The sequence below is a fragment of the Candidatus Electronema sp. PJ genome (assembly GCF_048287395.1).
GTDB lineage: Bacteria > Desulfobacterota > Desulfobulbia > Desulfobulbales > Desulfobulbaceae > Electronema.
This window is the reverse complement of record NZ_JBLWEO010000004.1, coordinates 1-24,647: the sequence shown is the minus strand read 5'-3', so window position 1 is coordinate 24,647 and position 24,647 is coordinate 1. Positions and strand designations below refer to the sequence as shown.

Sequence of the window (24,647 nt, the reverse complement as noted above, 5' to 3'; positions counted from 1 at the left end):
TATCACCTCAAAACAGTTGTCTGTTGTTGCCGCAAGAACCAGTACAGGAGAAGGCCTGTGCAGAGCATAGCGGTGCAGAGGAGCTGGCCCATGCTCATACCCAAGAGCAGCAGGCCGAGCTGGGGATCTGGCTCGCGGAAGAATTCAATCAGATAGCGAAACAGGCCGTAGAAAATCAAAAAGAAGGCCAGCAAGCTGCCGTGCGGCCAGTTTCTGTTGCGTGGCTTCTGCCAAGGCTTTGTTCGCAGTGGCCAGAGAATGAGAAAAAGGACCAACCCTTCGAGCAGGGCCTCGTAAAGCTGCGAGGGATGCCGGGGCAACTCGCCGCCGCTGGGGAAAATCATGCCCCAGGCCACCTCGGTGGTGCGTCCATATAACTCGCCATTCATGAAATTGCCGATTCGCCCCAATCCTAGGCCAATGGGAGCGGTGACAGCATACAAATCTGCGCCTTGCCAGAAGTTGAGCTTGGTACAGCGGCAATAGATCAGGCCGCTGACCAGCACGCCCAGCACGCCACCGTGAAAGGACATGCCGCCTTGCCAAGTGGCAAACACCTCCAGGGGATATTCCAGGTAATACGGCAGATTGTAAAAAAGGACATAGCCTAAGCGACCGCCAAGAATCACCCCGAAGATCAGGGTCAGATTGAGGTTATCAAGCTGGTCAAGCATCTGCTGCCAGGCAAATTGCCGAGCTTGCCGTCTCACCAACAAATACGCGGCGGCAAAGCCGAGGACATACATCAACCCGTACCAGCGCACCGCCAAAGGGCCGATAGCAACAATGACCGGATCAATGTCAGGATAACGAAGCATGAAAAATTCTGTTGAGATGTTTTTGGAACTGAAAGCGGTAAGCTGGAAAAAAGCGGGCGGCCAAGATCCTTGCCGACCTTATCTGTACTATTTCACTACTTCCCAGCTACTGATGATGGTGACGATGTCTTTTTTCTCCTGCTCGGAGAGATAATTGGGATCACCGGTGCCTTGGGCCATACTATTGACGGTCTTTTCCCATTCCTCTTTGCTCTTCTCCGCCTGATGCACTCGCTCTAGGGTGTGGCAGCCTCCGCATTTACTGTTAACCAAGGGGTGATCCAGGCGGGAAGACTTAGGCTGCGCATCGGCATCTTCCTGTTTTTTTCCACGCTGCTCTGGTGGCAGACTGAGAAAGTTGATGATCTGTTCTTTCTCTTTGGCAGAAAGATACTCGGTATCGCCGGTTATTTCAATCATACTGCTAATGGTCTCTGCCCATTCTTCCCGTGTTTTTTTCGTGCGGAGAACCCGGTCTAGGGCGTGGCAACCTGCGCTGCACTTTTGAGAGATCAAACCCCTGACCCCATCTGTCGCTTTAATCGGCTGTTCATTCTCTGTCCCTGCCCAAAGTTCCCTACGCTCCTCGCGACGGTGACTGAGAAAGCTGACTATGTCCCTTTTGTCTTGCGCGGACAAGTAATCAGGAATCCCCATGATCTTGACCATGTCATCAATAGTCTCGTTCCAGCGTTGCTCGTTCATGTCAGCTCTGAATACTCTATCCAGTGTATGACAGTGCGTGCATTTGCTGGAGACGAGTTTTCTACCCCGTTCGGTATCGCTCTGGAGTTTCTGTTGTTTCCTCCTGGCTTGCTGCTGGTTTAAATAATCAACTATCTCCTTAACTTCAGAACTGGTAATGTTGGGGTAGTCAAGCGCAGCCATCTTGTTAACTGTCGGCGACCAATCTGCCACAGCGGTTGTATAAACCCGTTCAAGGCTATGGCATTTATTGCATTTCCTGCTCATAATGATCTGGCCTGGCTCCACACTTTCCATGTCTTTACTGCCCACATTGGTTAGAAACAGAGAGGGGAAGTCCCAGCCATGTGACGCATGATATTTGGCCGTAATGCCAGTTAAGCCAAAGGAAAGCCCGAAGATAGCCGTACCGAGAAGAATCAGTTTCGTGCTGATCTGCGTCTTCTGCCGGGCGATCACCACCTTAATCATGATCAAGGGAATCAGCAGGAGGGCAAGTATCGTAACCGGTATCGGCATATCCTCGCGAAAACTGCCGACCTTGAACACCATGAAGGCCAGCATGAAGGCAAAGAGCACAAGAAACAGATAGCCAAGAAAGCGATGCGTGTCAATCCAGCCGGTTTTTTCTTGCTCCTCGTGAACCTTGCTGTTCATCTCCAGCATAATCAGCACGGTCACGCCGGCAATAACGATCAAGAGAACGGCTAGCATAGATGAAAACTGGTGATACATATCTTTCCCCAGGTTGCCCAATGTTCTTTTCCACGTGTCTGCCAAACAATTTCTATAAACGTCTATCTTTTCCCAGCGTCAGCTCAATCTCCAGCAGGATTTTTTTGTTCCGCCCGCACCAACCTCAGCGTTGCGGACAGCGCACTTTCGCGATTTTGTCGGCAAAAACAAAATGGCTGTCATGATCTGGCGTGTGGCAGCCTGTACAAACCTGCTCTGCCGGTTTTGGCATGGGCACCGGCACTGCTGCTGGATTGCCTGCATGAGCTGCGGCCATACCGTGGCAGCTCTCGCAGCTCACTCGTTTGAGTTGCTCTGGTAACTGCAAGAGCAGCTTCTCTGCCTTAACCATGGCGGCATTGTAATGCGGCAGGGTGACATGACAGAGCAGGCAATCTTCGTTGAACTGCTGCTGTTTCTTTTCCAAGGTCTGAATGCTGGCCGCATGGCGGGTTTTTTGCCAGAAAGTCGCCTGCTGCACATGGCATTGCGCGCATTTCTGCCAGCCTGCCAAAGTTTTGAGCAAGGCTGCGCTCTGCTCTGTAGCTGACCGCTCCTGATGGAGATCATTGACCTGCTGTTTGGTCCGTGTCATGATCTCGCGCACTTTGGGATCTTCTGGCAGCGAGGATTCCAGCGCGATAAACTGATTGCTGAAGTGGCAGAGATGCTCACCCTCTGTTTTTTTCTTTTCCTGCAAGGCGTTAATGTTCTGTTCAGCCTTCTGCTTCTCAGCTACTAGCTTCTGATACCCCGTCTCCTGAGCTTTCTGCTGCTCCAAGCGGCTCAGTTGCAGGTTAATCTGATCAAGCCGGTTCTGCTCTAAGCGGATTTTGCTGAGATTGCTTTCCTCCCATTTACCCGCCTCAGTCCAGTTAATTCGCATCATGCCTAAGGTTTTGCCCCGTGCCCCGGTCTGAGCAAACAGGGTGCTACCAACCATGAAGGGATAGGTCGTGGCAGCTGCTGGGCCAGAGGTGAGCATCAGGTTAATCGCTGGATAAGCCTCTGCGATCTCCTTATTCACTTCGTAGGGATAACTCGAAAGCAGAATGATCATCGCCGCTTTGCCTTTGACCTGTTCAATGACCTTCGGTAACGTCTCCTTCCAGGGCAGTACCGTGTAGTCTACTTTGTCTGGTGCGGCATCTAAGACCATCTGTCCGTTGGTGAGACCCAATACCGCGACCTGCATTCCAGCAACCTCAGTCAACAGATACGGTGTAAAAACCGGCTGCTTTTTCTTGGCATCAACAAGGTTCATCGACAGCCAAGTGAGCTGCTGCTCCTGCTGCAATTTTTTCAGCAGAACGACCCCACCTGCGAGATCATGCGCCTCAAGGCCGATTGCCCGGCAGTTCATGGACTGCATGGCCTTGGCAATCCCTGCGGCAGTCATTTTTTCCTGCTCTTCCTGCCCAGACGGCAGGCTACTTTGTTTGAAGAGCAAGCCGCCGCTGTCCAAGAACAGCCAAGGGAGCTTTTCTTGCGCAGAGAAGCGCGTTATTTGTGATGCTTTTCTGGACAGACCGCCCAGTTGTCGTGATTTTCACCCACAGGGTTCAGTCTCACCATGCACATCATTGCTGTAAAAAAGAATAAATTCAGCAGCCATGACTGGTACGGCGGCCAGTAACAAGAGCAGTACCAGCGGCAAAACTCTGTTCAGTGTTCTGAAGATCATGATTTAACTAATATGTTGTTGTAGGTGCATTTTTCCTCTCCGGTGGATGGTTCCCTAGAGGTAGTGTGTAAGGTGATATTTCTTGTTTTTATTATTCACTGTTTCCTGATGCAGCACAAGGAATTAGTGTCGCGAAAAGGAAACAGGACTCAGGCCCCACGTTTCCAGAGGCCTGAGTCCTGTTTTTTGGCATGTTTCTCTCTTGACAAGAAGAGAGGAATCGAGCATAATGATCGACTTTAGAATTAAGGCGATGTAGCTCAGCTGGTTAGAGCATACGGCTCATATCCGTAGTGTCCGGGGTTCAAGTCCCTGCATCGCCACCAAAAATATCCGGTACTTGTCCGGTGCCATATATAGCCCCTGCAATCTGTACAAGGTTGCAGGGGCTTTTTGTTTTCACATCCTATCTGCCCGCCGGATCACATCGCACAGCTCCAAGGCAAGATCGGAAATTTCCTGCTTGTCCTCGCCCTCAGCCATGACGCGGATCACTGGCTCAGTGCCAGAGGCGCGTACCAGTATCCTGCCCCGGCTGCCGAGCTTCTCTTCCGCCGCCTTGAGTGCTTCGGGAAAGCCTTGAATCTGTTCTGGGGCAATGCGGCTGGAGAGGCGGACGTTCTCCAACACTTGTGGGAAGGTAGTCATGATCTTGGCCAACTCGGAGAGCGGCTTCTTCCGCTTGATCATAATCGCCAGCAACTGGAGCGCAGCTAGGGTGCCGTCACCAGTGGTGTTGTGGTCAAGGAAGATCAAATGGCCAGACTGCTCGCCGCCAAAGTTGCAGCCTTTGGCCCGCATCGCCTCGACTACATAGCGGTCGCCCACGCTGGTGCGGAGCAGCTTCGCGCCCATGCCCTCCAAGGACTTTTCCAAGCCCATATTGCTCATCACTGTGGCCGCTACGGTCTTCTTCTTCAGCTTGCCCCGGCTGATCAGATCAGCGGCACAGATGGCCATGATGTGGTCGCCATCGACAATCTCGCCCTTCTCGTCGCAGACAATCAGACGGTCTGCGTCGCCGTCCAAGGCCAGGCCGATGTCCGCGCCAAGCTGCCGCACCTTCTCGGCCATCAGCTCTGGATGCAGCGCGCCGCAGTTCTGGTTGATGTTCTTGCCGTCCGGTTCCACGCCCAAGCAGGTGACTTTTGCGCCCAGTTCGGCAAAGACAAAGGGCGCAACCCGGTAAGCGGCACCGTGGGCGCAGTCTAGGACGATGTGGAAATCGTCCAGCGTGTACTTGTTCGGGAAGGTGTTCTTGAGGAAGACGATATAGCGACCGCAGGCATCATCAATGCGGGCAGCCTTGCCCACCTCGTCCGCAACCGGGCGCAGGGCAGCCATCTTCTGGGAGAAGATCAGGTCTTCAATGTCTAATTCCACCTCGTCCGGCAGCTTAAAGCCGTCGCGGGAGAAGATCTTGATCCCGTTGTCTTGAAAGGGGTTGTGCGAGGCGGAGATGACCACGCCCGCGTCTGCCCGCATCGAGGTGGTGATGAAGGCGATGCCCGGCGTGGGCAGCGGGCCAAGGAGCTGCACATCCACGCCCATCGAGCAGACCCCAGCAGCCAAGGCATTCTCCAGCATGTAGCCGGACAGCCGGGTATCCTTGCCAATCACAATGTGATGGCCTTTGCTTCGCTTTTTCACAATAAAGGCGATGGCCCTGCCGATCTGCATGGCGATCTCAGTGGTCATCGGATAGATATTGGCAATGCCTCGGACTCCGTCCGTGCCGAAGAGCTGGCGCATTTTTTCTCTTAGGATAAAGGTTGGATTATTAATCTCCTGCATCAGTAAACAAGAATGACTTACAGAAAAGAGCAATCAAATCGCAGCAAAGTTAAATGAGCAAGGTAAAAGTGTACCTCGTTTGCCAAGGAGTTGTAGTCGGTAGAAGAGCAGTTTGGCTTGGCCAAGCTGCTTTCTTGCCGAGTTGCAACGGAGTTTGGCCGACTCAAACTTCTTTCCTAGTCGGTAAAACTCCTTTCTTGCCAAGCCAAACTCCTCTTTTACTCGGCCAGACTCCTTTTCTGCCGACTATAACTTCTTTCCTGGTCGGCAAGATTCCTTTGTGGCTTAACAAAACTCCTCTTCTAGCAAGCCGGAAAGGAGTTATAGTCGGCCAAACTCCTTTCCAGTCGAATAGAACTCCTTGGCAAGTGAGCAGGACTCCTCTTCTGGCAAGCAAAACTGCTTTATAACGGTTTGCTCTTCGCTGCAACTTGCTTACTGCAACATGGAACTCAACTCTTCTTATTGACTTGCTGGCTTATGCACCAGATCTTTTTTTTTCTTTTTTTCTGGTTTCTCCGGCTTCTTTTCTTCCACCGGAGCCGGTTCTGACTGGCGGCTGCTACCTGGCGGCAAGAGTTCCACCTCCTGCGGGGTGTAGGATTTAATCACCGTTACTTCGTGGCCAGGCACGGCCACAGCAAAGACCTCGACCGGCGCAATGCGCGGCAGCTCGCCGCTGCCGACATAAATCGAAGCCCGGAAGAGCATGGGCAGAGCCAGGGTGTCAGCAACCAGTCCTTCTGGGATACTGGCAAAGACCGAGATCACATCTGGCTTCAACTCAACTGGCCCAGCTGTATCGCGGATGCTGATCGGAATCCCGTGGATGATTTTTTCGACAATTTTTTCTTTAACCGTGATCTTGGCAGCAACAGAGGTTTCTCCGATCAGGTTGGCCAATTCAGGCGAGAGGGCAAGATGCACAGGTATGGTGGAAGATTCCATCATACCTTCCAGATTGATCAAATGGGTTTTGAGCACCTGCTGCCGCTCAAGCAGGGTTTGCGGCCCAGAAACCAAGATGTTATCCGGGCTAAGGACGATTTCCTGAAGAGCGTAACCATGCGGCACCTTGCCTTGGGTTTCTGTCATAATGGGAATCTGCTTTTCCACCAGCTTATCGATAGACAGCGTGATGCTGGCTGGTTGCATCCGCACCACAGAGACACCACCAGGCAAGGGCAAGACGAGGTTATCGGTTTTAAGGACTACGGTATCCGGCTTGGCCTCAGCTAAATCTACGGGCAGAGAAAGTGTCCGACTGCGCATCTCCTGCATGATACTGCGCGGGCCGCTGAGAGTAACATTGACCTCTTTCTGATATTGGTTGTAGATAACCAGATGTTTGGGCAAATTGAGAAACTCTATGGGTACGGTAAGCGTCATGGCCATCTGATCTGCTCCCACTACCAAAAACCAAATCAAAATACCCAGACAGAGAGAGATCACTGCTAGCAGGAGATCCTTACAGCGTTTTTTGCTACTGCGCCAAAAGGCAGACTCAGGCAACTTTATTATTGGGGGAGTTTTCTTACTTTCCATAGTTTCCACAAGGAGGGCTTTTTCTCCGGCACGAGAAATATGTCTTTCAGCACGGTTTCTAGCTTATCCTCGTCCCGCATCGGCGTGATGCTTCCGTTCTGCACCACGGAAATCTCCTGGGTCTCTTCAGACACCGAGATAATCACGGCATCAGTCATCTCAGACAGTCCTAAAGCAGCCCGATGCCGCATCCCATAGCGCTTATCAATGCTGAGGTTTCGCGACAGGGGCAAGACGCAAGCCGCAGAATGAATGCGACCATTCTTGATCACCACGGCACCATCATGCAGCGGTGATTTGGTTAAAAAAATCGACAAGAGCAGTTCCTGAAGCAAGCGGCTGTCAATGACAAAGCCGGTTTCCACATACTCCTGAAGCCCGGTCTCTCGCTCAATGATAATCAGGGCACCGATGCGCCGCCGGGACAGGCTCACGGCAGCGGAGATGATTTCAGTCAGGTCATCGGCGGCTATCTTGTGGCTTCTGAAAAAGGGCGTGCGGCCCATCTCGGTTAACGCCCGGCGGATGTCCTCTTGAAAGATGATCACCATGATCAGCAGAATGGAACTGAGCACAGAGCGCAGCAACAGCTGAAGGGCCAGCAGGTCAAGGGCCGTGGAGAGAAAATAGAGGAGGGCAATCACCAAGGCACCGGCCAGCATCTGCACGGCTCTGGTGCCCCGAATCAAAATAATGATGCGAAAAACAATGAACGAGACGATCAGAATGTCAGCGGCATCCTGCCATCTAAAGGAACTCGGAAAGCTGAAGAAGCTCAACAGGCTGGACATGAACAGAATACGGCAGAAAGACAGAACATGGAACCACGTTATTTTGCAGGGCAAAGAAGGATCAGATGTTGTATAACACGTTGCCTGCATTCTGCACAGGGTAAAGCGAAGGAGCCAGTGATTTTTCAGACGGTCTGGTTGCTCAAGAGGTTAGGCGGTCTCCGTGGTGAGCTATTAGACCTCTTGCATAAGTCGTGCCTGTCCGTATAACGCGTGCAAAGTTTGAGTGATGAGGATCTTAAGCGTTCGACCTTCGCCAAGCTGCTTGAGGTTGTGGAGCAGGAGCTACTACTATTCAGAATAAGTTAGGTCGTGAAGGAATTGAACTCGGTAGCAAAGAATTTCTATTTAACAGAAAAGAAGTTGGGTTAAACTAAACTCCTTTGTGGATAAACCAGCAAGGAGTCTGGTTCGATAGGGAAGAAATTCTGTTTATCAGAAAAGGAATCTTGTTAAACCGCAAAGGAATTCGGTTAAACCAAATTCCTTTGCGGATAAACCAGCAAGAAGTCTGGTTCGACAGGCGAGGAGTTCTGTTGATCAGGAAAAGAGCTTTACCGAACCGTAAAGGAGCTTAACTCGGCAAACAAGGAGATTGAGCGATCCATTTTGCTTAAAAAATGAGGTGTTCATCTTGTAAACCCAACAGTAAGGGTTGAAGATACGCTTTCTCCTTTCTCTGGTTTCCTCGTTTTCAACCGGAGGAAATTTTCCTCAGAATTCATCGCTGCCGCCCAGAAACAAACTATAGGATACTGGTAGGCGTATCAAGATCTATAGGTTTGCTTGGATTTGGCGTGGGTGGATTGTTGTTACACGGATCGCAGGTGGTCGCGGGCGCATCAGTCGTTGAGGGATCTGCTGTAATGGGGATATAGATGGAACCAGTGACCTGGGACGTGGGCATATCCAGGAGGGTTACTAAGACAAAAACATACATTATGCCTGGCCCGCAGTCGCAATCACATTGGCAGTAGAACTTGCCGTCAGCCTTAGTGTGTGCCTTGATCTTCTTCTTATTGCAATGCGGCTTGGCATGTGCCTCGCTGACAAAGAACGATCCTACTGCTGCCACGACTTTGTTGAGTCCTCCCTCATTGTTCGCTGGCATGTTCTCGGCTGTGCCAGAGGAAGCCTGAACCGTGATATCTAACTGCTGATTTGCTGTGGGCGGATAAACGGATCCTGCTATACCGATAGAAACGACTTCGCTGCTCTGGTCGCCACTCAGGATGCTCAAGGTCAGCTGGTTGGCCACTGCAACCCCGCTGGTCTGCGCGTGAGCAGGCAGCACGATGTTGTCGATGATTGGCTGCGTCCATTTTTGCGGCAGAACACTGTAGCCAGCTAATGCGCCGACACCCACAGCGATTTTCTTGATAGCTTTCCGTCTGCTTTGGTTGTCTGGCTGTCCGCTTAATTCCATTTCCTTCTCTGGCATTTTAAAACCCTCCGTTCACTTTTACAAAGATAGGTATTCATCACCGCAGTGCAGCCGCATAATTACGTCATCAGGCCATACTTGTCAAGCTTTTTGCTCCATCTCGAGAGTAAGTTCCCTCAAGATCGCCTCAGCTTCCTTCTTACCCAGCAGTCCTATAAAATGCTCTTTGATTGGCTCGATATCCAGCCCTAGCTCTGCAAAGCCGATCAAATAGTTATGGATGCGATCTTTCCAGCGCACAGGATAGGGCGCACCCAAAGGGCGGGCGAATCGGTGCAGCCAGCGGAGAAAGGGCAGACAAAGCACTTGGCCTCCGGCTTGGCGGAATTTTTCATGGATGTATCCTTCATCAGCACCAAAGCCGGAGAAACGAGGATTGAAGCCAGGCCAAGCATCCCGGCGGCAAGCAAAAAGGCCTATTCCCTGCATAGGGATGGCGAATGGTTCGCCTGTTGGCTCGTCCCCGCGTGGATCATGCGCCCAGATGCCATACATGCCGTTTCGCCAGACTGGCTCAAAATGGGTGGATATCTGCCTCATATCATCATGAAGCAGCGGGCCTTGCAGTAGATCGCAGGTGTCTGGCCAGGTGGTAAAATAATCGGCCAGCCTTTTCAGCGCACCAGGGACAAGCAGGACATGGCAGTCCATACAAACGACATAATCACCTGCCGCATGCTGAAAAACAGCATTCCGAGCAGCACCAGTGCCTTGCACGTCCTTCAGCGGTACATAGCGGCACTGTTCTGTCCAGGAATCAAACCGCTTCAGGCTTGCCGCGCAAGGGCCATCAGGGTGGTTATCAATAATCAAGAATTCGCATTGATCGATAATCTCAGGATGATACAAGCGTAAGGCTTGCACAGAGAAATAAACCCCGTCATAATCATCGTAGGTTGCCATGCCAATGGTAATTTTGGGCTGCCGCTGCTGGCGTAAGGTGGCTGCGGGCACAGGAAATCGCTGCTGTTTACTGTGCAACCCGGCCTTGCTCTTCTGCGCGCTCAGATCGGCAAAGGCTGTGATGAAACTGCGCAGCGACTGTGGGCTGCACTGCGCAGTGAGGATAAAGTCAATGACCGGCAGGAGGATGTTTTCTAACTGACTGCAATTCGCATAGTATAAGGCAAGAGCAGGAACCTGTCGGGCCAGCGCAGCTGCTTGCGGAAAACCAACCAGGCCGTTGGCCAGACAGCCTGCCAGTTGCTGCGCTGCCTGAGCCGGACTAAGGGGAACGATGGCCAGCTCGGTGTCCTGCTTGCGTTCTGCAAAGAGCAGGAGGGAAAGCTCCTCCGACTCAGTGCTTGGCTGATCGGTAAGCATTCTGGGTGAGAACAGAAGATTGGTTTTCCCGCGCAGCAGAAGCGGCGAATTGGTATGAGCAGCAAGGCAATCGTGCAGCACCGGCTCAAGCAGAGATAAATCTGAGAGATTGAGCGAAAGAGGGCAGGGCAGGGGGAGGAAGCAGTGCTTGGCTTCAGGAAAACAGACGAGCCGATCAGTCAGATAACCACATCCCTGCATGAGCAGCCAACTGGCAAGCAGGCTGTGTTCTCCACCGAGATGGCCAGGCATGAGCAGGCTTTTGCCATTCCGATGGACTACAGCCCCGTGTAAGGCTGGGCCGCGCTGCCAATGCCCAGCAAAAACGCAGGCCGCGCGGGCTAGCAGGAGTAGGGCAAGATCAGCCAAGTCCAATTCGGAACCGATAAGCTGGTCTTCAATTACAGCGGAGAAGTAACCTGTTGGTGGGTCATGGATAACCTTGATCACAGTTTCTGCCGCCACATTACCAGTCGGGAATTCAGCAAAGGCTAATTCAACAGCCTCAGCAGCCTGCTGCGGATAGTGGATGGTCAGGGCTTGTCCGCCAAAGGAAAGCGTTTTTTCGTTCATGTGTACATTCTGAGAAGATGATGGAGGCTTCAGCTCAAGCAGTTATAGCCAAAGCAGGATCATTTGCAGAGCGCAGCGCACTCGTCCTCTTGCACGCAGCTACAGTGCCTGGAAAAACATCGAGGGAGCTTTCTGAAAACCCTCGCTCGATGCTTTTCTCTCGCCTCGCTCGAGGCCGTAACAATCCCTCGCTCGACCCTTTTTCCCAGGTCGCTCGAGGCCGTAGTATGACATCGAGCGAGGTCTTGGTACGAGATCGAGCGAGGGTTTCTGATAAGATCGCTCGAGGCTTTTTTCAAACCACACGGCAAGCGTCAAAGCTGATTCCAGCCAGGCCACTGCAAGACAATTTGTTTATGGGAACATCAGCCATAGCTATGTGTTGTACCAGACAATCCCAGAGGTGTGTAGTATGAAACCAGCCAGTCCCGCAACTATTCTTCTGGTCTTCCTCATCTTCATCCTGTTTATCCTGGCTGGATGCGGTCAGGAAGCTACTGCATCTTCTACTCAGCTCACCGCTGTTATTGTCAAAGAATACCCGCACGATCCCACCGCCTTTACCCAAGGGTTGATTTTGGACAAGGGCACGATGTATGAAAGCACTGGACTGTATGGCCAATCTTCCCTGCGCCAGGTTGATCTTGCTACGGGCAGAGTCATCCAGCAGCGGGATTATGACCGGCAGTTTTTCGCCGAAGGCATCACGGTGCTGGGCGAGAGCATCTATCAGCTCACCTGGACGAACAGGGTTATTTTTCAGTATGACAAGAACAGCTTTGCTCTACGTCGCACATTCCCTTGGCCACGCGAGGGCTGGGGCCTCACTCATGACGGCAGCAGCCTGATTGTTAGCGATGGCACAGCGCATCTCTATTTCCTTGCCCCAGACAGCATGACCGAACAGCGGCAGCTTACTGTTCATGATGGTGGCCAGGAGATTAACCGGCTCAACGAGCTGGAATATGTTAATGGCTCGATCTATGCTAATGTCTGGTATGAGCAGCGGATTGCAGTGATCAACCCGCAAGATGGTGCGGTGACAGCTTGGATTGATCTGTCTGCTCTCTGTGCTCGGATGCAAGGGAACAACGCAGAGGCTGTCCTTAATGGCATCATGCACGACTCGGAAAGCGGCAGGCTTGTTGTGACGGGTAAGCTCTGGCCAGCGTTGTTCGAGATTAAGACTGTACCAGCGACTGCGAAACAACATTAACGGGAGCAAATCATTAATTTTTTACGTCGGTGTTTGCTTTTCTTCGCTGTCGCTGATAAAATGAGGCTATCTTTTACCCGCAGCCCAGAGCTGGCTCTGTCAGCGAAACCACGATCCGATCCATCAAACAAGGAGCATCCCATGTTCGACCAGGACATACCCCCTGCCTACACCTTTGATGACGTCCTGCTCGTCCCGTCCGCTTCGGAAGTTCTGCCATCCGAGGTCTGCCTTGCCACCCGGCTCACTGACTCGATCTATCTTAATGCCCCTTTAGTTTCTGCCGCGATGGATACTGTCACAGAACACCGCACTGCTATTGCGATGGCCAGGGCCGGCGGCATCGGCATCATCCATAAGAATATGTCGATTGACGAACAGGCCAGAGAGGTCAGCCGGGTAAAGAAGTCGGAGTCTGGCATGATCGTTGATCCGATCACGGTTACAGAAGACCAGACCGTGGCTGAGGTCGAAGAGATCATGGCTTCGTATAGGATTTCCGGTCTGCCCGTGCTGCGCGAGGGCAAACTGGTAGGTATTGTTACCAACCGTGATCTCCGCTTTGTCTCCAGCGGCGAGCTGCGGGTGAAAGATGTGATGACCAGCAAGAACTTAGTCACAGTGCGCGAGGGCATCAATATAGAGCATTGCAAGGCTCTACTCCATGAGCATCGGATTGAAAAGTTGCTGGTAGTGGATGAGCACGAGAATCTCAAAGGCTTAATCACGATCAAAGATATAGAGAAAGTCAAACAGTACCCATTGGCAGCCAAAGACAGCAGCGGCAGGCTGCTGGTCGGCGCAGCCATCGGCGTAGGGCCAGACATGCCCGACCGCACTGAGGCTTTAGTCAGGGCAGGCGCAGACGTGATCGTCCTTGATTCAGCACACGGCCATTCAGCGGGCATTCTCCAGGCAGTGCGCGAAGTCAGAGCCTCCTGGCCAGACATGCCGGTGATCGCGGGCAACGTGGCCACCGCTGAGGGTACTGCTGCTTTGATTGAGGCTGGGGCCAATGCGGTCAAGATCGGCGTGGGTCCTGGATCTATTTGCACCACCCGCATCGTGGCCGGTGTTGGCGTGCCCCAGCTCACTGCCCTACAGAACGCGGTGCGAGCGGCAAAAGAGAAGCACATCCCAATCATTGCTGACGGCGGCATTAAGTTCTCCGGCGATGTCTGCAAAGCCCTTGGCATCGGCGCAAGCAGCGTGATGATTGGTTCGCTCTTTGCAGGCACTGATGAAACACCGGGCGAGACCTTCCTCTATCAGGGCCGCAAGTACAAAGGCTACCGGGGCATGGGGTCGCTGGGTGCGATGCAGCAGGGTTCTGGCGACCGCTATTTCCAAAAGAACAGCGAGCCTTCCAAATTAGTGCCAGAAGGCATCGAAGGTCGGGTGCCTTATCGGGGGCCGATCTCTGAGATGATCTATCAGCTGCTCGGCGGCCTGCGCTCCGGCATGGGCTATTGCGGCGCAGCCTCAATCCCAGAGCTGCATCGCCGGGCTAAGTTCGTCCGCATCTCGCCTGCTGGTCTGCGCGAATCCCACGTCCATGACGTGATCATCACCCGCGAAGCCCCTAACTACCGCACAGAAGGTCTGTGAGCTGAAAACAATCCGTACCTTGATTCCCTCATGCACAACGATAACATCATCATCCTTGATTTCGGCTCCCAAACCACCCAGCTCATCGCCCGCCGCATCCGCGAGCAGAAGGTCTATTCGGAGATTCATCCCTACACCTTGCCCTTGGCCCGGTTAAAGGAACTCCAGCCTACAGGCATTATTCTCTCTGGTGGTCCGGCTTCGGTTTATGATGAGGATGCACCGCTCTCTGATCCGGGTTTGTTTGAACTGGGCGTACCGGTGTTGGGCATCTGCTACGGTGCCCAGTTGATGATGCAGCAGCTGGGCGGTCGGGTGGAGAAGGCGGAGAAGCGCGAGTTCGGCAAGGCCGAGCTGCAAATTAGCGAGGCTTCCGGCCTGTTCAGCGGCCTAGAAACCTCGCCCAGCCACTATCAGGTCTGGATGAGCCACGGCGACCGGGTCGAAGAAGCTGCGCCCGGCTTTTTTGCCACGGCCAGCAGCCCTCATTCGCCCTTTGCCGCACTTCGTCATCAGGAAAAGCCCTTCGCCGCCGTGCAATTCCACCCGGAAGTGGCCCACACCCTGATCGGCACTGACGTGCTGCGCAACTTCATCTTTGGTATCTGCGGCTGCGAGGCTTCTTGGACGATGCAGTCCTTTATCGAATCCACCGTGGCGGCGGTGCGGGAAAAAGTTGGCAGCGACCGAGTGATCTGCGCCCTATCCGGCGGCGTGGATTCCACCGTAGTCGCAGCCATGATTCACCGGGCTATCGGCAGCCAGCTGACCTGCATTCACGTCAACAACGGCCTGATGCGCACCAACGAGAGCGAGACCGTGCTGCGCTTCTTCCGCGAGCGTACTGACTTGCAGGTGATTGATATTGATGCCGAGGCCTATTTCCTCGACCGGCTCAAAGGCATCGCCGATCCTGAAGAAAAGCGCAAGCGCATCGGCTACGGCTTCATCGAGATTTTTGAACAAGAGGCCAAGAAGCTCGGCCAGGTGAAATATCTTGCTCAAGGCACCCTTTACCCAGATGTAATCGAGTCCGTGGTGTTTCGCGGCAAGGCACCGATCAAGTCGCACCATAACGTTGGTGGCCTGCCAGAGCGGATGCACCTTGCCCTGATTGAACCGCTCCGGGAATTGTTCAAGGACGAAGTGCGTGAGCTAGGCTTGGAGTTAGGCTTGCCAGAAGAGGCCATCTTCCGCCAGCCGTTCCCTGGCCCTGGCCTTGGCATCCGCATTATGGGCGAAGTCACCGGAGAACGGCTGCGCATCCTGCGTCAGGCCGACGTAATCGTGCTGGAAGAAATGAAGCAGTCTGGCTGGTACCGCAAGGTCTGGCAGTCTTTTGCCGTCCTCCTGCCGATTCAGACCGTCGGGGTCATGGGTGACGGTCGTACCTACGAGCACGTGATTGCCCTGCGTTCAGTCGATAGCCGCGACGCAATGACCGCTGACTGGTCGCAGTTACCTTACGATCTCTTAGGCCGGATATCCACCCGCATCATCAACGAGGTGCGGGGAGTCAATCGGGTGGTCTATGACATTTCCTCAAAACCTCCTGCCACCATCGAGTGGGAGTAATCTTATGCCATTTAGTCAAGAACGCGAGGAGAACGATCTTGCCTCGCAGCGTCTCGTTTCACTCTCAGCGAAGCAGTCTTCTTTTATCAATATCTCCCACCAGTCTGTCATGTTAAAAACCGGAATATATGTAGATGCGGAAAATATCAAAATGAGCGGCGGTTATGGGATGCGCTATGATGTCCTGGTTGATATCGCCAACACTCCTACCTCTATACTCCTGCGGGCGAACTGTTATCTGGCTGAAGACCGCGACCGCACCAGCAAAGAACCAGACTACCGGCAGAAGGTTTATTTCTACCACAACATCCTCCGCCAGTGCGGCTTCAAGATCATTAAAAAATACGTGCGCCGCTATGAAGACGAGGACGGCAATGTCACCACCAAGGCCAATGCAGACATGGACTTGGCAATTGACGCGCTGCTTCAGGCCCGCAACCTCGACCGCATCATCATCCTCACCGGTGACGGCGATTTTATCCGCCTTGTTACCGCGCTTCAGAACATGGGCTGCCGGGTGGATGTGATTGGTTTCAACAATGTCAGCCGTGAGCTGCGCGAAGTGGCCGACTCCTTCCTGTCTGGCTTTCTTATTCCCGGCCTGCTGCCTTTTCAGCCGCAGCCAGAGGATATTGTCCACAAAGAGGGCGAATGGCAGCGCGGCACTGTGGCCAATTTCAATGCTGATCGCGGCTTCGGCTTCTTCCGCTTCTTTAGAATGCAGCCGGATCATATCCTCAGGCCGGAGACGGTATTCTTCCATCTCTCCAAATCAACCCTGGAAGGCGACTATTATTTCCAGGACTCAACCCGAATTTTCGAGTTCCGCATTGTCGAAAACCCTCACAACGAAGGCCGCTCTGAAGCCTGGGACATCCGCTTGGTCAGGGAGAATTAACAAGAAAATTGTTCCGCTGAAGAAGTGCCTGCAGGGATAGTTGGCAAACTCGCTGACGAAATTTGTCTCGAGTTATACTCGGTCGGAAAAAGGAGTTCGGCTTGGCCACAAAGGAGTTTTGCCGACTTGGAGAGAAGTTTTGCCAAGCAAGAAAGGAGTTGTACTCGGCAAGAAAGAAGTCTGGCCGATTACCAAAGGAGTTTGGCCAAGCAAAACTCCTTGGTGGCCGAGTACAACTCCTTTACAACCGAGCAGAAAAGGTGCGTTTTACCAGAGGAGAGCGTTACATCCTGGTTGCCGCTGTTTCCCCGCTCCTTGATCTTCTGCTGAAATTGCCTCAACTACCCGCAACAGCCTGGCAAATGCTGTCGCCCGGTTTATCCAGAAAAACAGGGCTGAGGCAAAAGGTCGATTACCTCTCCAAAGGGCAGGCAGAGAGGCATGTGCGTCTTTTAACCTGTTTTGCCCTTGCCGCTTAGCAGTCGATCAAAGTATTTTTTCTGGGTTTCTACTGTTTTTGATTGACCTGCACGCCCCTGCTGGTAATATATGGAGTTTGCCGTTGCGGCAGGGCCTATAGCTCAGTTGGCTAGAGCCACCGGCTCATAACCGGTCTGTCCCTGGTTCGAGTCCAGGTAGGCCCACCACCCAGTCAGGCGGCAGGGAGAAGAACCTGCTTTAACGAATCACTCAACGAGCAGCAGTTTTTTTGAATTCAAGCAAGTCCGGCTCCCGAATTCCTGTTGGCAAAACAATCTGTTTTCAGGCAGTAGCCCAAAAACCACAAGTTCTGAAGAGGCGCATCCGTCATGGACTGCGCCTCTTTTTTTTGTCCTGTGATAAACGTTCAGCATTTTCTTGACATCCTTGATGAAATTGCGCCATTGGCCTTAGCGGCTGACTGGGACAATGTGGGCCTGCTTGTTGGCAACCCGCAGAGTCGGGTTACATCGGTGCTCGTCGCCCTTGACCCGGTTCTTTCCCTAATCAACGAGGCCCAGTTTCTTGCTGCCGAACTGATTATCACGCATCATCCGGCCATTTTCCATCCTCTAAAACGTCTGCGCACAGATCAGCCGCTTGGGAGTTTCCTGGCTGCTGCTTTGCGGGCAGGTGTGAGTGTGATCGGCTGCCACACCAATTTTGATGCAGCCTGCGGCGGAGTGAGTGACACACTAGCAGAGGCCTTGGAGCTGATGGGTGTCGTTCCTTTAGCTGCTGACCAAGCTGTTCCCGAATGTGGCTTGGGCAGGATAGGCAATTTGCCCAAGCCGCTGGCCGTTGAAGAGTTTCTCGCTCGGCTCCAGGTTGCGTTGCCATTTCCTTGGCTGCTGGAGGCCGGGCCGCGACCGGCAACAGTGGTCAAAGTCGCAGTTTGCGGCGGCTCTGGCTCAGATTTGGCCGAGACTGCTTTGGCCGCAGGTGCAGATGTGCTGCTCACCTCGGAAATCAAACACCATACGGCCCGCTGGGCAGAAGAGACCGGGCTGTGGCTCTTAGACGGCGGGCATTTCGCCACGGAAAATCCGGCTATGCGCGGCCTCCAACAGCAGTTGGCCAAGCGGGCGCGCCAGGCAGGCCTGGACGTGCAGATTCATCTCGCCAGGCAGAAAGCCCCTCTTAGGCTGGTGCCGTAGGATTTTTTCAGAGCATAACTACAAGAAAGGAGAGATTACTTTGAACGAAGAAATCAGCAAGCTGATAGCCTTGCAGGAGCTTGACACTGAGCTGGCCGGGCTTGACCGGGAGACAGAGAAAATCCGGCAGGCTTTTGCCGACCGAGAGCAAGCGGTGAGTGAACGCGAGGCTCTGACCGTGCAGTGCCGCGAAAAAGCAGTAAAGCTCGAGCAAAGCCGCGAGGCCATCAAGGCAGCAGGCGAGGAAGCGGCAGAGCGTATCAAAGAGCGGCAGATCAGAATGATGCAGGTGCAGACCAGTCGCGAGCATCAGGCACTGCTGAAAGAGATTGAGGACGCGAAAAGGCAGATCAGAGACACTGAGGAGCAGATGCTCCAGGTGATGGTGGAGGCCGAGGCTGAAGAAAAAAAGGCAGTAGAGCTGGAGAACCTTTGCAAGGGCGAGCGCAAGCTGCTGACTGAAGAGGCTGCCAAGACTGAGGCAGCTGTGCAGCAGATTGAAGCCCGCCGCACAGAGGTCTTAACTCGTCGCCAACAAGTAGTGCAGGAAATATCTGCCTCTCATTTAGCCCGTTACGATAAACTCCACAAAAGACGAAAAGGATTAGCAGTCGTCAGAGTTTCCGGTGGAGTCTGTCAAGGTTGCTTTATGGTTGTGCCACCGCAGCAGTTCAATATGGTGCGTAAGGGCAGTGAAATCTGCTCTTGTCCGGCCTGCCAGCGCATTCTCTTCTATCGGCCTGATGAAAACGAGCCAATCCGACCAGTGCGTCCACGGCTTGAGGACTTGTACGAGGATGACGACAGCGAAGACGACGAGCTGAACGACGAATGAGCCAGCCCACGTGGACTCTCTTCACTGATGGAGCCTCGCGGGGCAATCCAGGCAAAGCAGGAGCAGGTGCGGTGCTGCTTGATAACGAAGGCTGTGAACAAGCAGCCCGCTCTTTGTTCCTTGGCCAATGTACCAACAACGCAGCAGAATATCGTGCCCTTATTCTTGGCCTGCAAGCGGCCCTTGAATTGGGTTGCAGTCAACTTGCAATTCGGCTTGACTCAGAGCTGATTGTCCGTCAAATTCAAGGCCGGTACAAGGTTAAGCATGAGACCTTGAAGCCGCTCTTTGACGAAGTGAAAACGCTACTTGCTCAAATAGGCAGCTGGTCTATCGCCCATATACCAAGGGAGCAGAACAAGCGGGCAGATCAGCTGGCCAACCAAGGCATTGACGAGGAAACGCAATAAGACAAGTTTTGGGGCAGACGCATGATCGCTCTGGCTTTATGTCAGGGAGGAAAGTCCGAACACCACAGGGCGCGGTGGTTCTTAACAGGAACACCGAGTAATCGGGGGAAAGTGCCACAGAAAATATACCGCCGATGGGACAGGTAACTGTTCACAGGTAAGGTTGAAATGGCGAGGTAAGAGCTTCACCGCTTGCCTGGCGACAGGCAAGGCAAGGTAAACCCCACCGGGTGCAAGACCAAATAGGGAAACGTTTGAGGGCTGCCCGCCTGATGTTTCCGGGTAGGTTGCATGAGGTGCTGGGCAACCAGCATCCAAGTCAAATGATCATGGCCTGCGGCAGTATTGCAGGAACAGAATTCGGCTTATAGTCCGCCCCAATTTTTATTTATCCAAGCATGTTGAACGAACCGCTGCGTCCAGCTCCTGCGGTTGGGATCATCATCCCTGCCGCAGGTTTTGGTTCGCGCATGGGAGCAAGTATCCCCAAGCAGTTCCTTGTATTGGCTGGCGAGCCAGTGCTCGTGCATACGTTACGGGTCTTCCTTGAGCACCCGGCTGTGTACACGGTTGTTGTCGTCCTGCCGCTGGAACATCTAGGTTCCGGCTCTGAGCAGCTGCTTTCTTGCCTTAATCCTATCCTGCATCAGAAGCTGGTGTTTACCCCAGGTGGAGCAACCCGGCAGCAGTCAGTGCGTAATGGTCTGCAAGCGTTGCCTGCTTCGATCAAACGGATCTTAGTTCATGACGGCGCACGGCCTTTAGTCACGGCTGAGATCATTGACCGCTGCCTCCAGGGGATTGACCAGCACGGGGCAGTTATTGCTGCGATACCAGTCAAAGATACCTTGAAGGAAGTTCAGCATGACATGATACTGCGCACTGTGAACCGTGAGCAACTCTGGCAAGCACAGACCCCGCAAGGCATGGAACGGCCTTTGTTGGAGCAAGCGTATCGTTGCGCTGACCTTACGCAGTTCATCGGCACAGATGAAGCAGCTCTACTTGAACATGCAGGCATTCCTGTTACCGTTGTCATGGGCAGTGAACAGAATATCAAGCTCACGCGGCCTGATGATCTCCGGCTTGCTGCCAAGCTCTTACCGCAGGAGAACAGAACCACAATAATGCGCATTGGTCATGGCTTTGATGCCCACCGCCTAGTTGCTGGGCGCAAGCTTATTCTTGGCGGGCAAGAAATCCCCTATCATTTGGGCTTGGATGGTCATTCTGATGCTGATGTGCTGGTTCATGCTTTGATGGATGCCATCCTCGGTGCATTGGGTGAAGGAGACATTGGTCGCCATTTCCCAGACAGCGACGAGCAGTATCGAGGTGCAGATAGCCTCCAATTGCTGGCGCACGTGATGCAATTAGTCAGGACACACAAGATGCGGCTGGTCAATGCCGACATCACAGTGATTTGTCAGCAACCTAAGCTGGCTCCATACATGCCCGCAATGCAGAACGCGCTCTGCGCACTCTGTGCAACCGAGCAGATCAATATTAAAGCTACCACTACAGAGAAAATGGGCTACACTGGGCGCGGTGAAGGCATCAGCACCCATGCAGTGGTTTTGCTTGAGCAAAGCACGCTTAACGCCTAAGTGTACCGGTGAATGGTACTAGCCTGTTAGCAACGTTTCCTGCAACACTATGACACCATCATGAACACCCAACAAATATCTGTGGACTTTCCTGCCGACATTCTGCTTGCCCTGAATGAGACAGAGAACCAGCTTATCCAGCGCATCAAGCTCGCCTTGGCGGTTCAGCTCTACAAAGCGCAGAAACTCACTGTCGGCAAGGCGGCGCAGATTGCCGGACTCTCACGGTTGCAGTTTGAGACTGCGCTGGCGGAACAGGAGATTCCATTGTCAAACCTGACTGCGGATGAGGTGCTGGATGACATCAGCAAGCTCCAGTAAGAAGAACGGACTGGTCATTGCCGACTCTGGCGCAATCTTCTCGTTGGCTGTGCTTGATCAGCTTGAGTTGCTGAATGCGTTGTTCGATGATGCCGCCATTCCAGGTGCAGTCTGGGAAGAGATCATGCTAGACAGAACGGTCAGTTTCTACGGGAGGATGCACAGCTTCTTCAAGGAGCGGGTGCGTCCTGTCACAGGAATGAACGTCCTGACTCCATTGATGGATTACGGAGAGTCAGAATGCGTCCTCCTGTGCAAAGAAGCTACAGCTGACTTTCTGCTGATTGACGATCGGAAAGCAAGGATGATTGCGGAGAACTTCGGCATACGCTGCATTGGCACGATTGGCCTGCTGGCCGTGGCACGGCAGAAGAAGATCATCCCGGCCCTACTGCCGCTCTTTGAAACCCTGCTGCGCAACAAGAGATTCTATTCTCTTGAGCTGCTGAATGCAGTGCTGGCGCAGCATGATGAAGGAAGGTTGGGCTGACCGGCACCACCAATTTATGTCGGCTCACTATGTGCTAACGCAAAGCTCAAGGGCGCGGCTTGTCTGTATCCATTGGAGTTTTGCGTTGAACGTCGAAATCACCCCATCTTCTTGTACTTAGACTTCCAAATGGAATCAAAAGGGGGAGGAGCCACAAGAGATTCCACCAAGTCAGTCCAGCAGTTCCCAATCCACCGTATGACCATATAGCCCAAGCTATCGACAAGAGAAAAACACCATAAGGTGCGAGCATGAGCTTCCAGTATTGTGTTGTTGGTAATCGCCAGGGTGCAAACAATACGACAGCAAGAATGGCAAGTCCGGTCAAGCTCATTCCCAAGAAGCCTTGCGCACTCTTTCCCTGAACAAGAAAGACGATAGACAATATAAATACCCAGATAAATCCCCCTATCCAACCAGCAGTCCAGCCTATCTTTTCTCCTACTCTGTCTTTCATTTTCTGTCTCTCTTTAATAAGAGCCAAAGAGCAGCACGCATCTACCGAACAGCACGTCTTCCATTTACCAAGCGGCTGGAGTGGGCAAACGATGAAGCCGTTTGCCCATCCTACTTGCTTTTAGGTGGTACGAACTACTGGAGGTGGAACATAGGTTGCAGGAGATGCCACAGTAGTGCCTTGAGGGGGGCCATAAACGCGAAGCATCAGATTGAATGGACCTTTTGGCACAGGCAGCCAGTTGGCGGTGTTCTCCGCAGTTGGAACTTGATGCTGCACATAAATAGTTACTGTCCCATCCGCAGGATCTGTCCCACCTGTAAGATCTATCACCAATCCCGGTGTGTAAGAGGCAACCACATATTTGTTTAGCTGATTATCCACTAATTCAATAGCCTCTGGCGTGTAGGCTGTTATAGACCAAAATCGTTGATATGCAGGCTGCGGATAGGCGGTATTGCTACCATCAACAGGATTATTGCTAAACGTGATTGTATAAGTTGAATCTCCGTTAAGCGGAATACCATTCTGATCGACAAAGATGTGAGCATAATAACATGCAGTGCTGTTGTTGCCATACTGGATATACTCATTCAGTGCGGCACGGTCGAGATAGTTTTGATAGGTATAGCTCCCGTTAGTGCTCCCTGAAGGTGCCCAGTTCCCGATATTATCAAAGTGAATCCAGTTGTTGGTTCTCCTGCTCATATGCCAGTGATTAACCAAGGCACTGTGCGCAGCCTGAACTCCTCGGAATATCTCAGCAAGAAATTCAGGTTGCGCCTTAACAGGTGGATTAGCTGGAGCTGGATAAGCTAATTCTGTTGCTGTTATATAGTTACTATTGAAGGTATCGATCATATCCTGATCACTTACGATTGTATCGCCGTTGGCATAGGTGTCGCCATTAGCATTGAGCATAGCAGGTTCGGTGTTTGCTGGTAATAAAGCTTCTTGCAGTGTGGCTATAAACGAACCAGGCAGCAGCCGGGCTGCTTCGTCGGCCATCATCTTAGGCGATCGCGTGTAATAGGGAACAAGAGGAAGGATAAGTGCCCGCCCTTGATCAGGGTTGCTCGTGTAGTCGTCAACTGACTGTAGCTTCAAGTTGGCCCTGAACTCGCTTGCCTCTTTACGAACGTCTTTGTAAGTGCCATTGTTGAAATACTTATCAACTCGGATGATGAGCATAGTTACATTGTATGGCATGAGCAAGCCTATAGTGCCTTCAGGAATACCCCCATTGGTATTCCCTTCTGTATATAATGTATATACACATTGAGGAGTTGAGCTGCCAGTATTACTTCCTTTCACGCCTCCAGGAGATTCGCCTCCTTTTCCTCCATCCCCTGTGTTCATTATCATACAAGAAGTTCCAGATATATTCAGAACTGTCCCAAACATATCAAGTTGCAGTGCTGAATATGTATAATCGTATGCTGGAATAGTAAGCACTCGCGGCCCTTCCGACAAGTCAAGAAATGCTTGCGCATACAGTGTGTCATCATTCATCGCCACAACCATTTTATCCTCCGGCCCCATAGTTGCCGGACCACCAAGCCCGTTGATAATCGAAAGTTTCTGCTGAACCCATGTTAGGTAACGTGGATAGAAGCGTATGGTGTAGTCATAGGCTGTGGTAAAACAATCCTGTGGTATTAGTGTTGCCATTTTCTGCTCCTCCTTTTTGATGTTTTGAGATAGGTTCATGTCACGATTGACTGAGCCATATAGAAATATATATATGAGCACTTTGGATGAAGTCAAAGAAAAAATGAAGGTGACTACACCTTTCCTTTGCCCACCTCTCCCTCAGCTGCTACTCAAATCTTCTCCCTCCCTCCTGCTCCTGGAAAAACATAGTGCTTGCTCGTCGAAAAACCATTCTCTATGTCGTAGTACGCGCAAGTACTATGTCGTCATACGCGCAAGCACTATGTTTTTCAACGCGCAAGCACTATGTTTTCCAACGCGCAAGCACTATGTTTTTTCCTGCCATCAATTATGCGGTAGCATGAAAAAAGTGTTGACAGGGAAAGGAACTCGTTTTATCTTGAGCAGGAGCAGCATTCATTCCGTCATCTCAATCAGTTAAAAGATCAGGAGGCAGAACATGGCAACGATTCAATGGAGACCCACAGTCAACGCACTCACTACTCCCAGTTCGTACCGGATGCTCTT

The 24,647-nt window shown here is 52.4% G+C and carries 23 protein-coding genes, 2 tRNA genes and 1 other RNA gene; 14 read left to right on the top strand and 12 right to left on the bottom strand.

Features of this window, described 5'->3' with window-relative positions; all coding sequences use genetic code 11:
* Positions 1-2: 2 nt before the first annotated feature.
* From lgt to ACNKIB_RS00300, 4 genes are all read right to left on the bottom strand, one after another.
* Positions 3-818, bottom strand: a complete 816-nt coding sequence (gene lgt / locus ACNKIB_RS00315) for a prolipoprotein diacylglyceryl transferase (RefSeq protein ID WP_417908541.1) — start codon at positions 816-818, stop codon at positions 3-5.
* An 87-nt stretch (positions 819-905) separates the two neighbouring features.
* Positions 906-2,237 (bottom strand): hypothetical protein, encoded by a 1,332-nt coding sequence (locus tag ACNKIB_RS00310; RefSeq protein WP_417908540.1) that lies wholly within the window; start codon positions 2,235-2,237, stop codon positions 906-908.
* Between the two features lie 145 nt (positions 2,238-2,382).
* Positions 2,383-3,795 carry a UshA-like (seleno)protein gene (locus tag ACNKIB_RS00305; RefSeq protein ID WP_417908559.1) on the bottom strand — a complete coding sequence of 471 codons (1,413 nt, stop codon included), beginning with the start codon at positions 3,793-3,795 and terminating at the stop codon, positions 2,383-2,385.
* A gap of 12 nt (positions 3,796-3,807) precedes the next feature.
* On the bottom strand, positions 3,808-3,942 hold the full coding sequence (locus ACNKIB_RS00300) for a hypothetical protein (protein ID WP_417908539.1): 135 nt from the start codon (positions 3,940-3,942) through the stop codon (positions 3,808-3,810).
* 249 nt (positions 3,943-4,191) lie between these two features.
* Here ACNKIB_RS00300 and ACNKIB_RS00295 point away from each other — a divergent pair.
* Positions 4,192-4,268: transfer RNA gene (locus tag ACNKIB_RS00295), tRNA-Met, on the top strand.
* Positions 4,269-4,341: 73 nt separating this feature from the next.
* On the opposite strand, the gene glmM is transcribed toward ACNKIB_RS00295, so the two are convergent.
* From glmM to ACNKIB_RS00265, 6 genes are all read right to left on the bottom strand, one after another.
* The gene (gene glmM, locus ACNKIB_RS00290; RefSeq protein WP_417908538.1) at positions 4,342-5,694 is read right to left on the bottom strand and encodes a phosphoglucosamine mutase; all 1,353 of its coding nucleotides are present in this window, start codon (positions 5,692-5,694) and stop codon (positions 4,342-4,344) included.
* Between the two features lie 75 nt (positions 5,695-5,769).
* Complete coding sequence (locus tag ACNKIB_RS00285) at positions 5,770-5,940, bottom strand: hypothetical protein (RefSeq protein ID WP_417908537.1); 171 nt, start codon at positions 5,938-5,940, stop codon at positions 5,770-5,772.
* A gap of 258 nt (positions 5,941-6,198) precedes the next feature.
* Entirely contained in the window at positions 6,199-7,131 is a 933-nt protein-coding gene (locus tag ACNKIB_RS00280; RefSeq protein ID WP_417908536.1) for a YbbR-like domain-containing protein, read from the bottom strand.
* A gap of 122 nt (positions 7,132-7,253) precedes the next feature.
* Positions 7,254-8,072 carry a diadenylate cyclase CdaA gene (gene cdaA / locus ACNKIB_RS00275; protein ID WP_417908535.1) on the bottom strand — a complete coding sequence of 273 codons (819 nt, stop codon included), beginning with the start codon at positions 8,070-8,072 and terminating at the stop codon, positions 7,254-7,256.
* Positions 8,073-8,817: 745 nt separating this feature from the next.
* The gene (locus ACNKIB_RS00270) at positions 8,818-9,513 is read right to left on the bottom strand and encodes a hypothetical protein (protein WP_417908534.1); all 696 of its coding nucleotides are present in this window, start codon (positions 9,511-9,513) and stop codon (positions 8,818-8,820) included.
* Between the two features lie 84 nt (positions 9,514-9,597).
* Positions 9,598-11,412 (bottom strand): glycosyltransferase, encoded by a 1,815-nt coding sequence (locus ACNKIB_RS00265; protein ID WP_417908533.1) that lies wholly within the window; start codon positions 11,410-11,412, stop codon positions 9,598-9,600.
* Between the two features lie 412 nt (positions 11,413-11,824).
* Here ACNKIB_RS00265 and ACNKIB_RS00260 point away from each other — a divergent pair, with 412 nt between their 5' ends.
* The 13 genes from ACNKIB_RS00260 to ACNKIB_RS00200 all read left to right on the top strand — a co-directional run bounded on the left by ACNKIB_RS00260 (position 11,825) and on the right by ACNKIB_RS00200 (position 22,009).
* On the top strand, positions 11,825-12,628 hold the full coding sequence (locus ACNKIB_RS00260; protein ID WP_417908532.1) for a glutaminyl-peptide cyclotransferase: 804 nt from the start codon (positions 11,825-11,827) through the stop codon (positions 12,626-12,628).
* Between the two features lie 141 nt (positions 12,629-12,769).
* Positions 12,770-14,236 carry an IMP dehydrogenase gene (guaB, locus tag ACNKIB_RS00255; RefSeq protein ID WP_417908531.1) on the top strand — a complete coding sequence of 489 codons (1,467 nt, stop codon included), beginning with the start codon at positions 12,770-12,772 and terminating at the stop codon, positions 14,234-14,236.
* 30 nt (positions 14,237-14,266) lie between these two features.
* Positions 14,267-15,811, top strand: a complete 1,545-nt coding sequence (gene guaA, locus ACNKIB_RS00250) for a glutamine-hydrolyzing GMP synthase (RefSeq protein ID WP_417908530.1) — start codon at positions 14,267-14,269, stop codon at positions 15,809-15,811.
* Positions 15,812-15,815: 4 nt separating this feature from the next.
* Positions 15,816-16,709, top strand: coding sequence for an NYN domain-containing protein (locus ACNKIB_RS00245; protein ID WP_417908529.1), 894 nt, complete (start codon positions 15,816-15,818; stop codon positions 16,707-16,709).
* A 62-nt stretch (positions 16,710-16,771) separates the two neighbouring features.
* Positions 16,772-17,188, top strand: coding sequence for a hypothetical protein (locus ACNKIB_RS00240; RefSeq protein ID WP_417908528.1), 417 nt, complete (start codon positions 16,772-16,774; stop codon positions 17,186-17,188).
* Between the two features lie 91 nt (positions 17,189-17,279).
* Positions 17,280-17,356, top strand: a tRNA-Ile gene (locus ACNKIB_RS00235).
* A 162-nt stretch (positions 17,357-17,518) separates the two neighbouring features.
* Positions 17,519-18,346 (top strand): Nif3-like dinuclear metal center hexameric protein, encoded by an 828-nt coding sequence (locus ACNKIB_RS00230; protein ID WP_417908527.1) that lies wholly within the window; start codon positions 17,519-17,521, stop codon positions 18,344-18,346.
* 40 nt (positions 18,347-18,386) lie between these two features.
* On the top strand, positions 18,387-19,181 hold the full coding sequence (locus tag ACNKIB_RS00225) for a zinc ribbon domain-containing protein (RefSeq protein ID WP_417908526.1): 795 nt from the start codon (positions 18,387-18,389) through the stop codon (positions 19,179-19,181).
* Positions 19,178-19,591 (top strand): ribonuclease HI family protein, encoded by a 414-nt coding sequence (locus ACNKIB_RS00220; RefSeq protein WP_417908525.1) that lies wholly within the window; start codon positions 19,178-19,180, stop codon positions 19,589-19,591. Before ACNKIB_RS00225 ends, ACNKIB_RS00220 begins: the two co-directional genes overlap by 4 nt.
* A 9-nt stretch (positions 19,592-19,600) precedes the next feature.
* An RNA gene (gene rnpB, locus ACNKIB_RS00215) (RNase P RNA component class A) lies at positions 19,601-19,975 on the top strand.
* A gap of 14 nt (positions 19,976-19,989) precedes the next feature.
* On the top strand, positions 19,990-21,198 hold the full coding sequence (gene ispD / locus ACNKIB_RS00210) for a 2-C-methyl-D-erythritol 4-phosphate cytidylyltransferase (protein ID WP_417908524.1): 1,209 nt from the start codon (positions 19,990-19,992) through the stop codon (positions 21,196-21,198).
* A gap of 60 nt (positions 21,199-21,258) precedes the next feature.
* Complete coding sequence (locus ACNKIB_RS00205) at positions 21,259-21,519, top strand: UPF0175 family protein (protein ID WP_417908523.1); 261 nt, start codon at positions 21,259-21,261, stop codon at positions 21,517-21,519.
* On the top strand, positions 21,497-22,009 hold the full coding sequence (locus tag ACNKIB_RS00200; RefSeq protein WP_417908522.1) for a DUF3368 domain-containing protein: 513 nt from the start codon (positions 21,497-21,499) through the stop codon (positions 22,007-22,009). Before ACNKIB_RS00205 ends, ACNKIB_RS00200 begins: the two co-directional genes overlap by 23 nt.
* 46 nt (positions 22,010-22,055) lie before the next feature.
* Here ACNKIB_RS00200 and ACNKIB_RS00195 read toward each other — a convergent pair whose 3' ends face one another.
* Positions 22,056-22,466 (bottom strand): hypothetical protein, encoded by a 411-nt coding sequence (locus ACNKIB_RS00195; protein ID WP_417908521.1) that lies wholly within the window; start codon positions 22,464-22,466, stop codon positions 22,056-22,058.
* Positions 22,467-22,586: 120 nt separating this feature from the next.
* Entirely contained in the window at positions 22,587-24,137 is a 1,551-nt protein-coding gene (locus tag ACNKIB_RS00190) for a DUF1214 domain-containing protein (RefSeq protein ID WP_417908520.1), read from the bottom strand.
* Between the last annotated feature and the right edge of the window lie 510 nt (positions 24,138-24,647).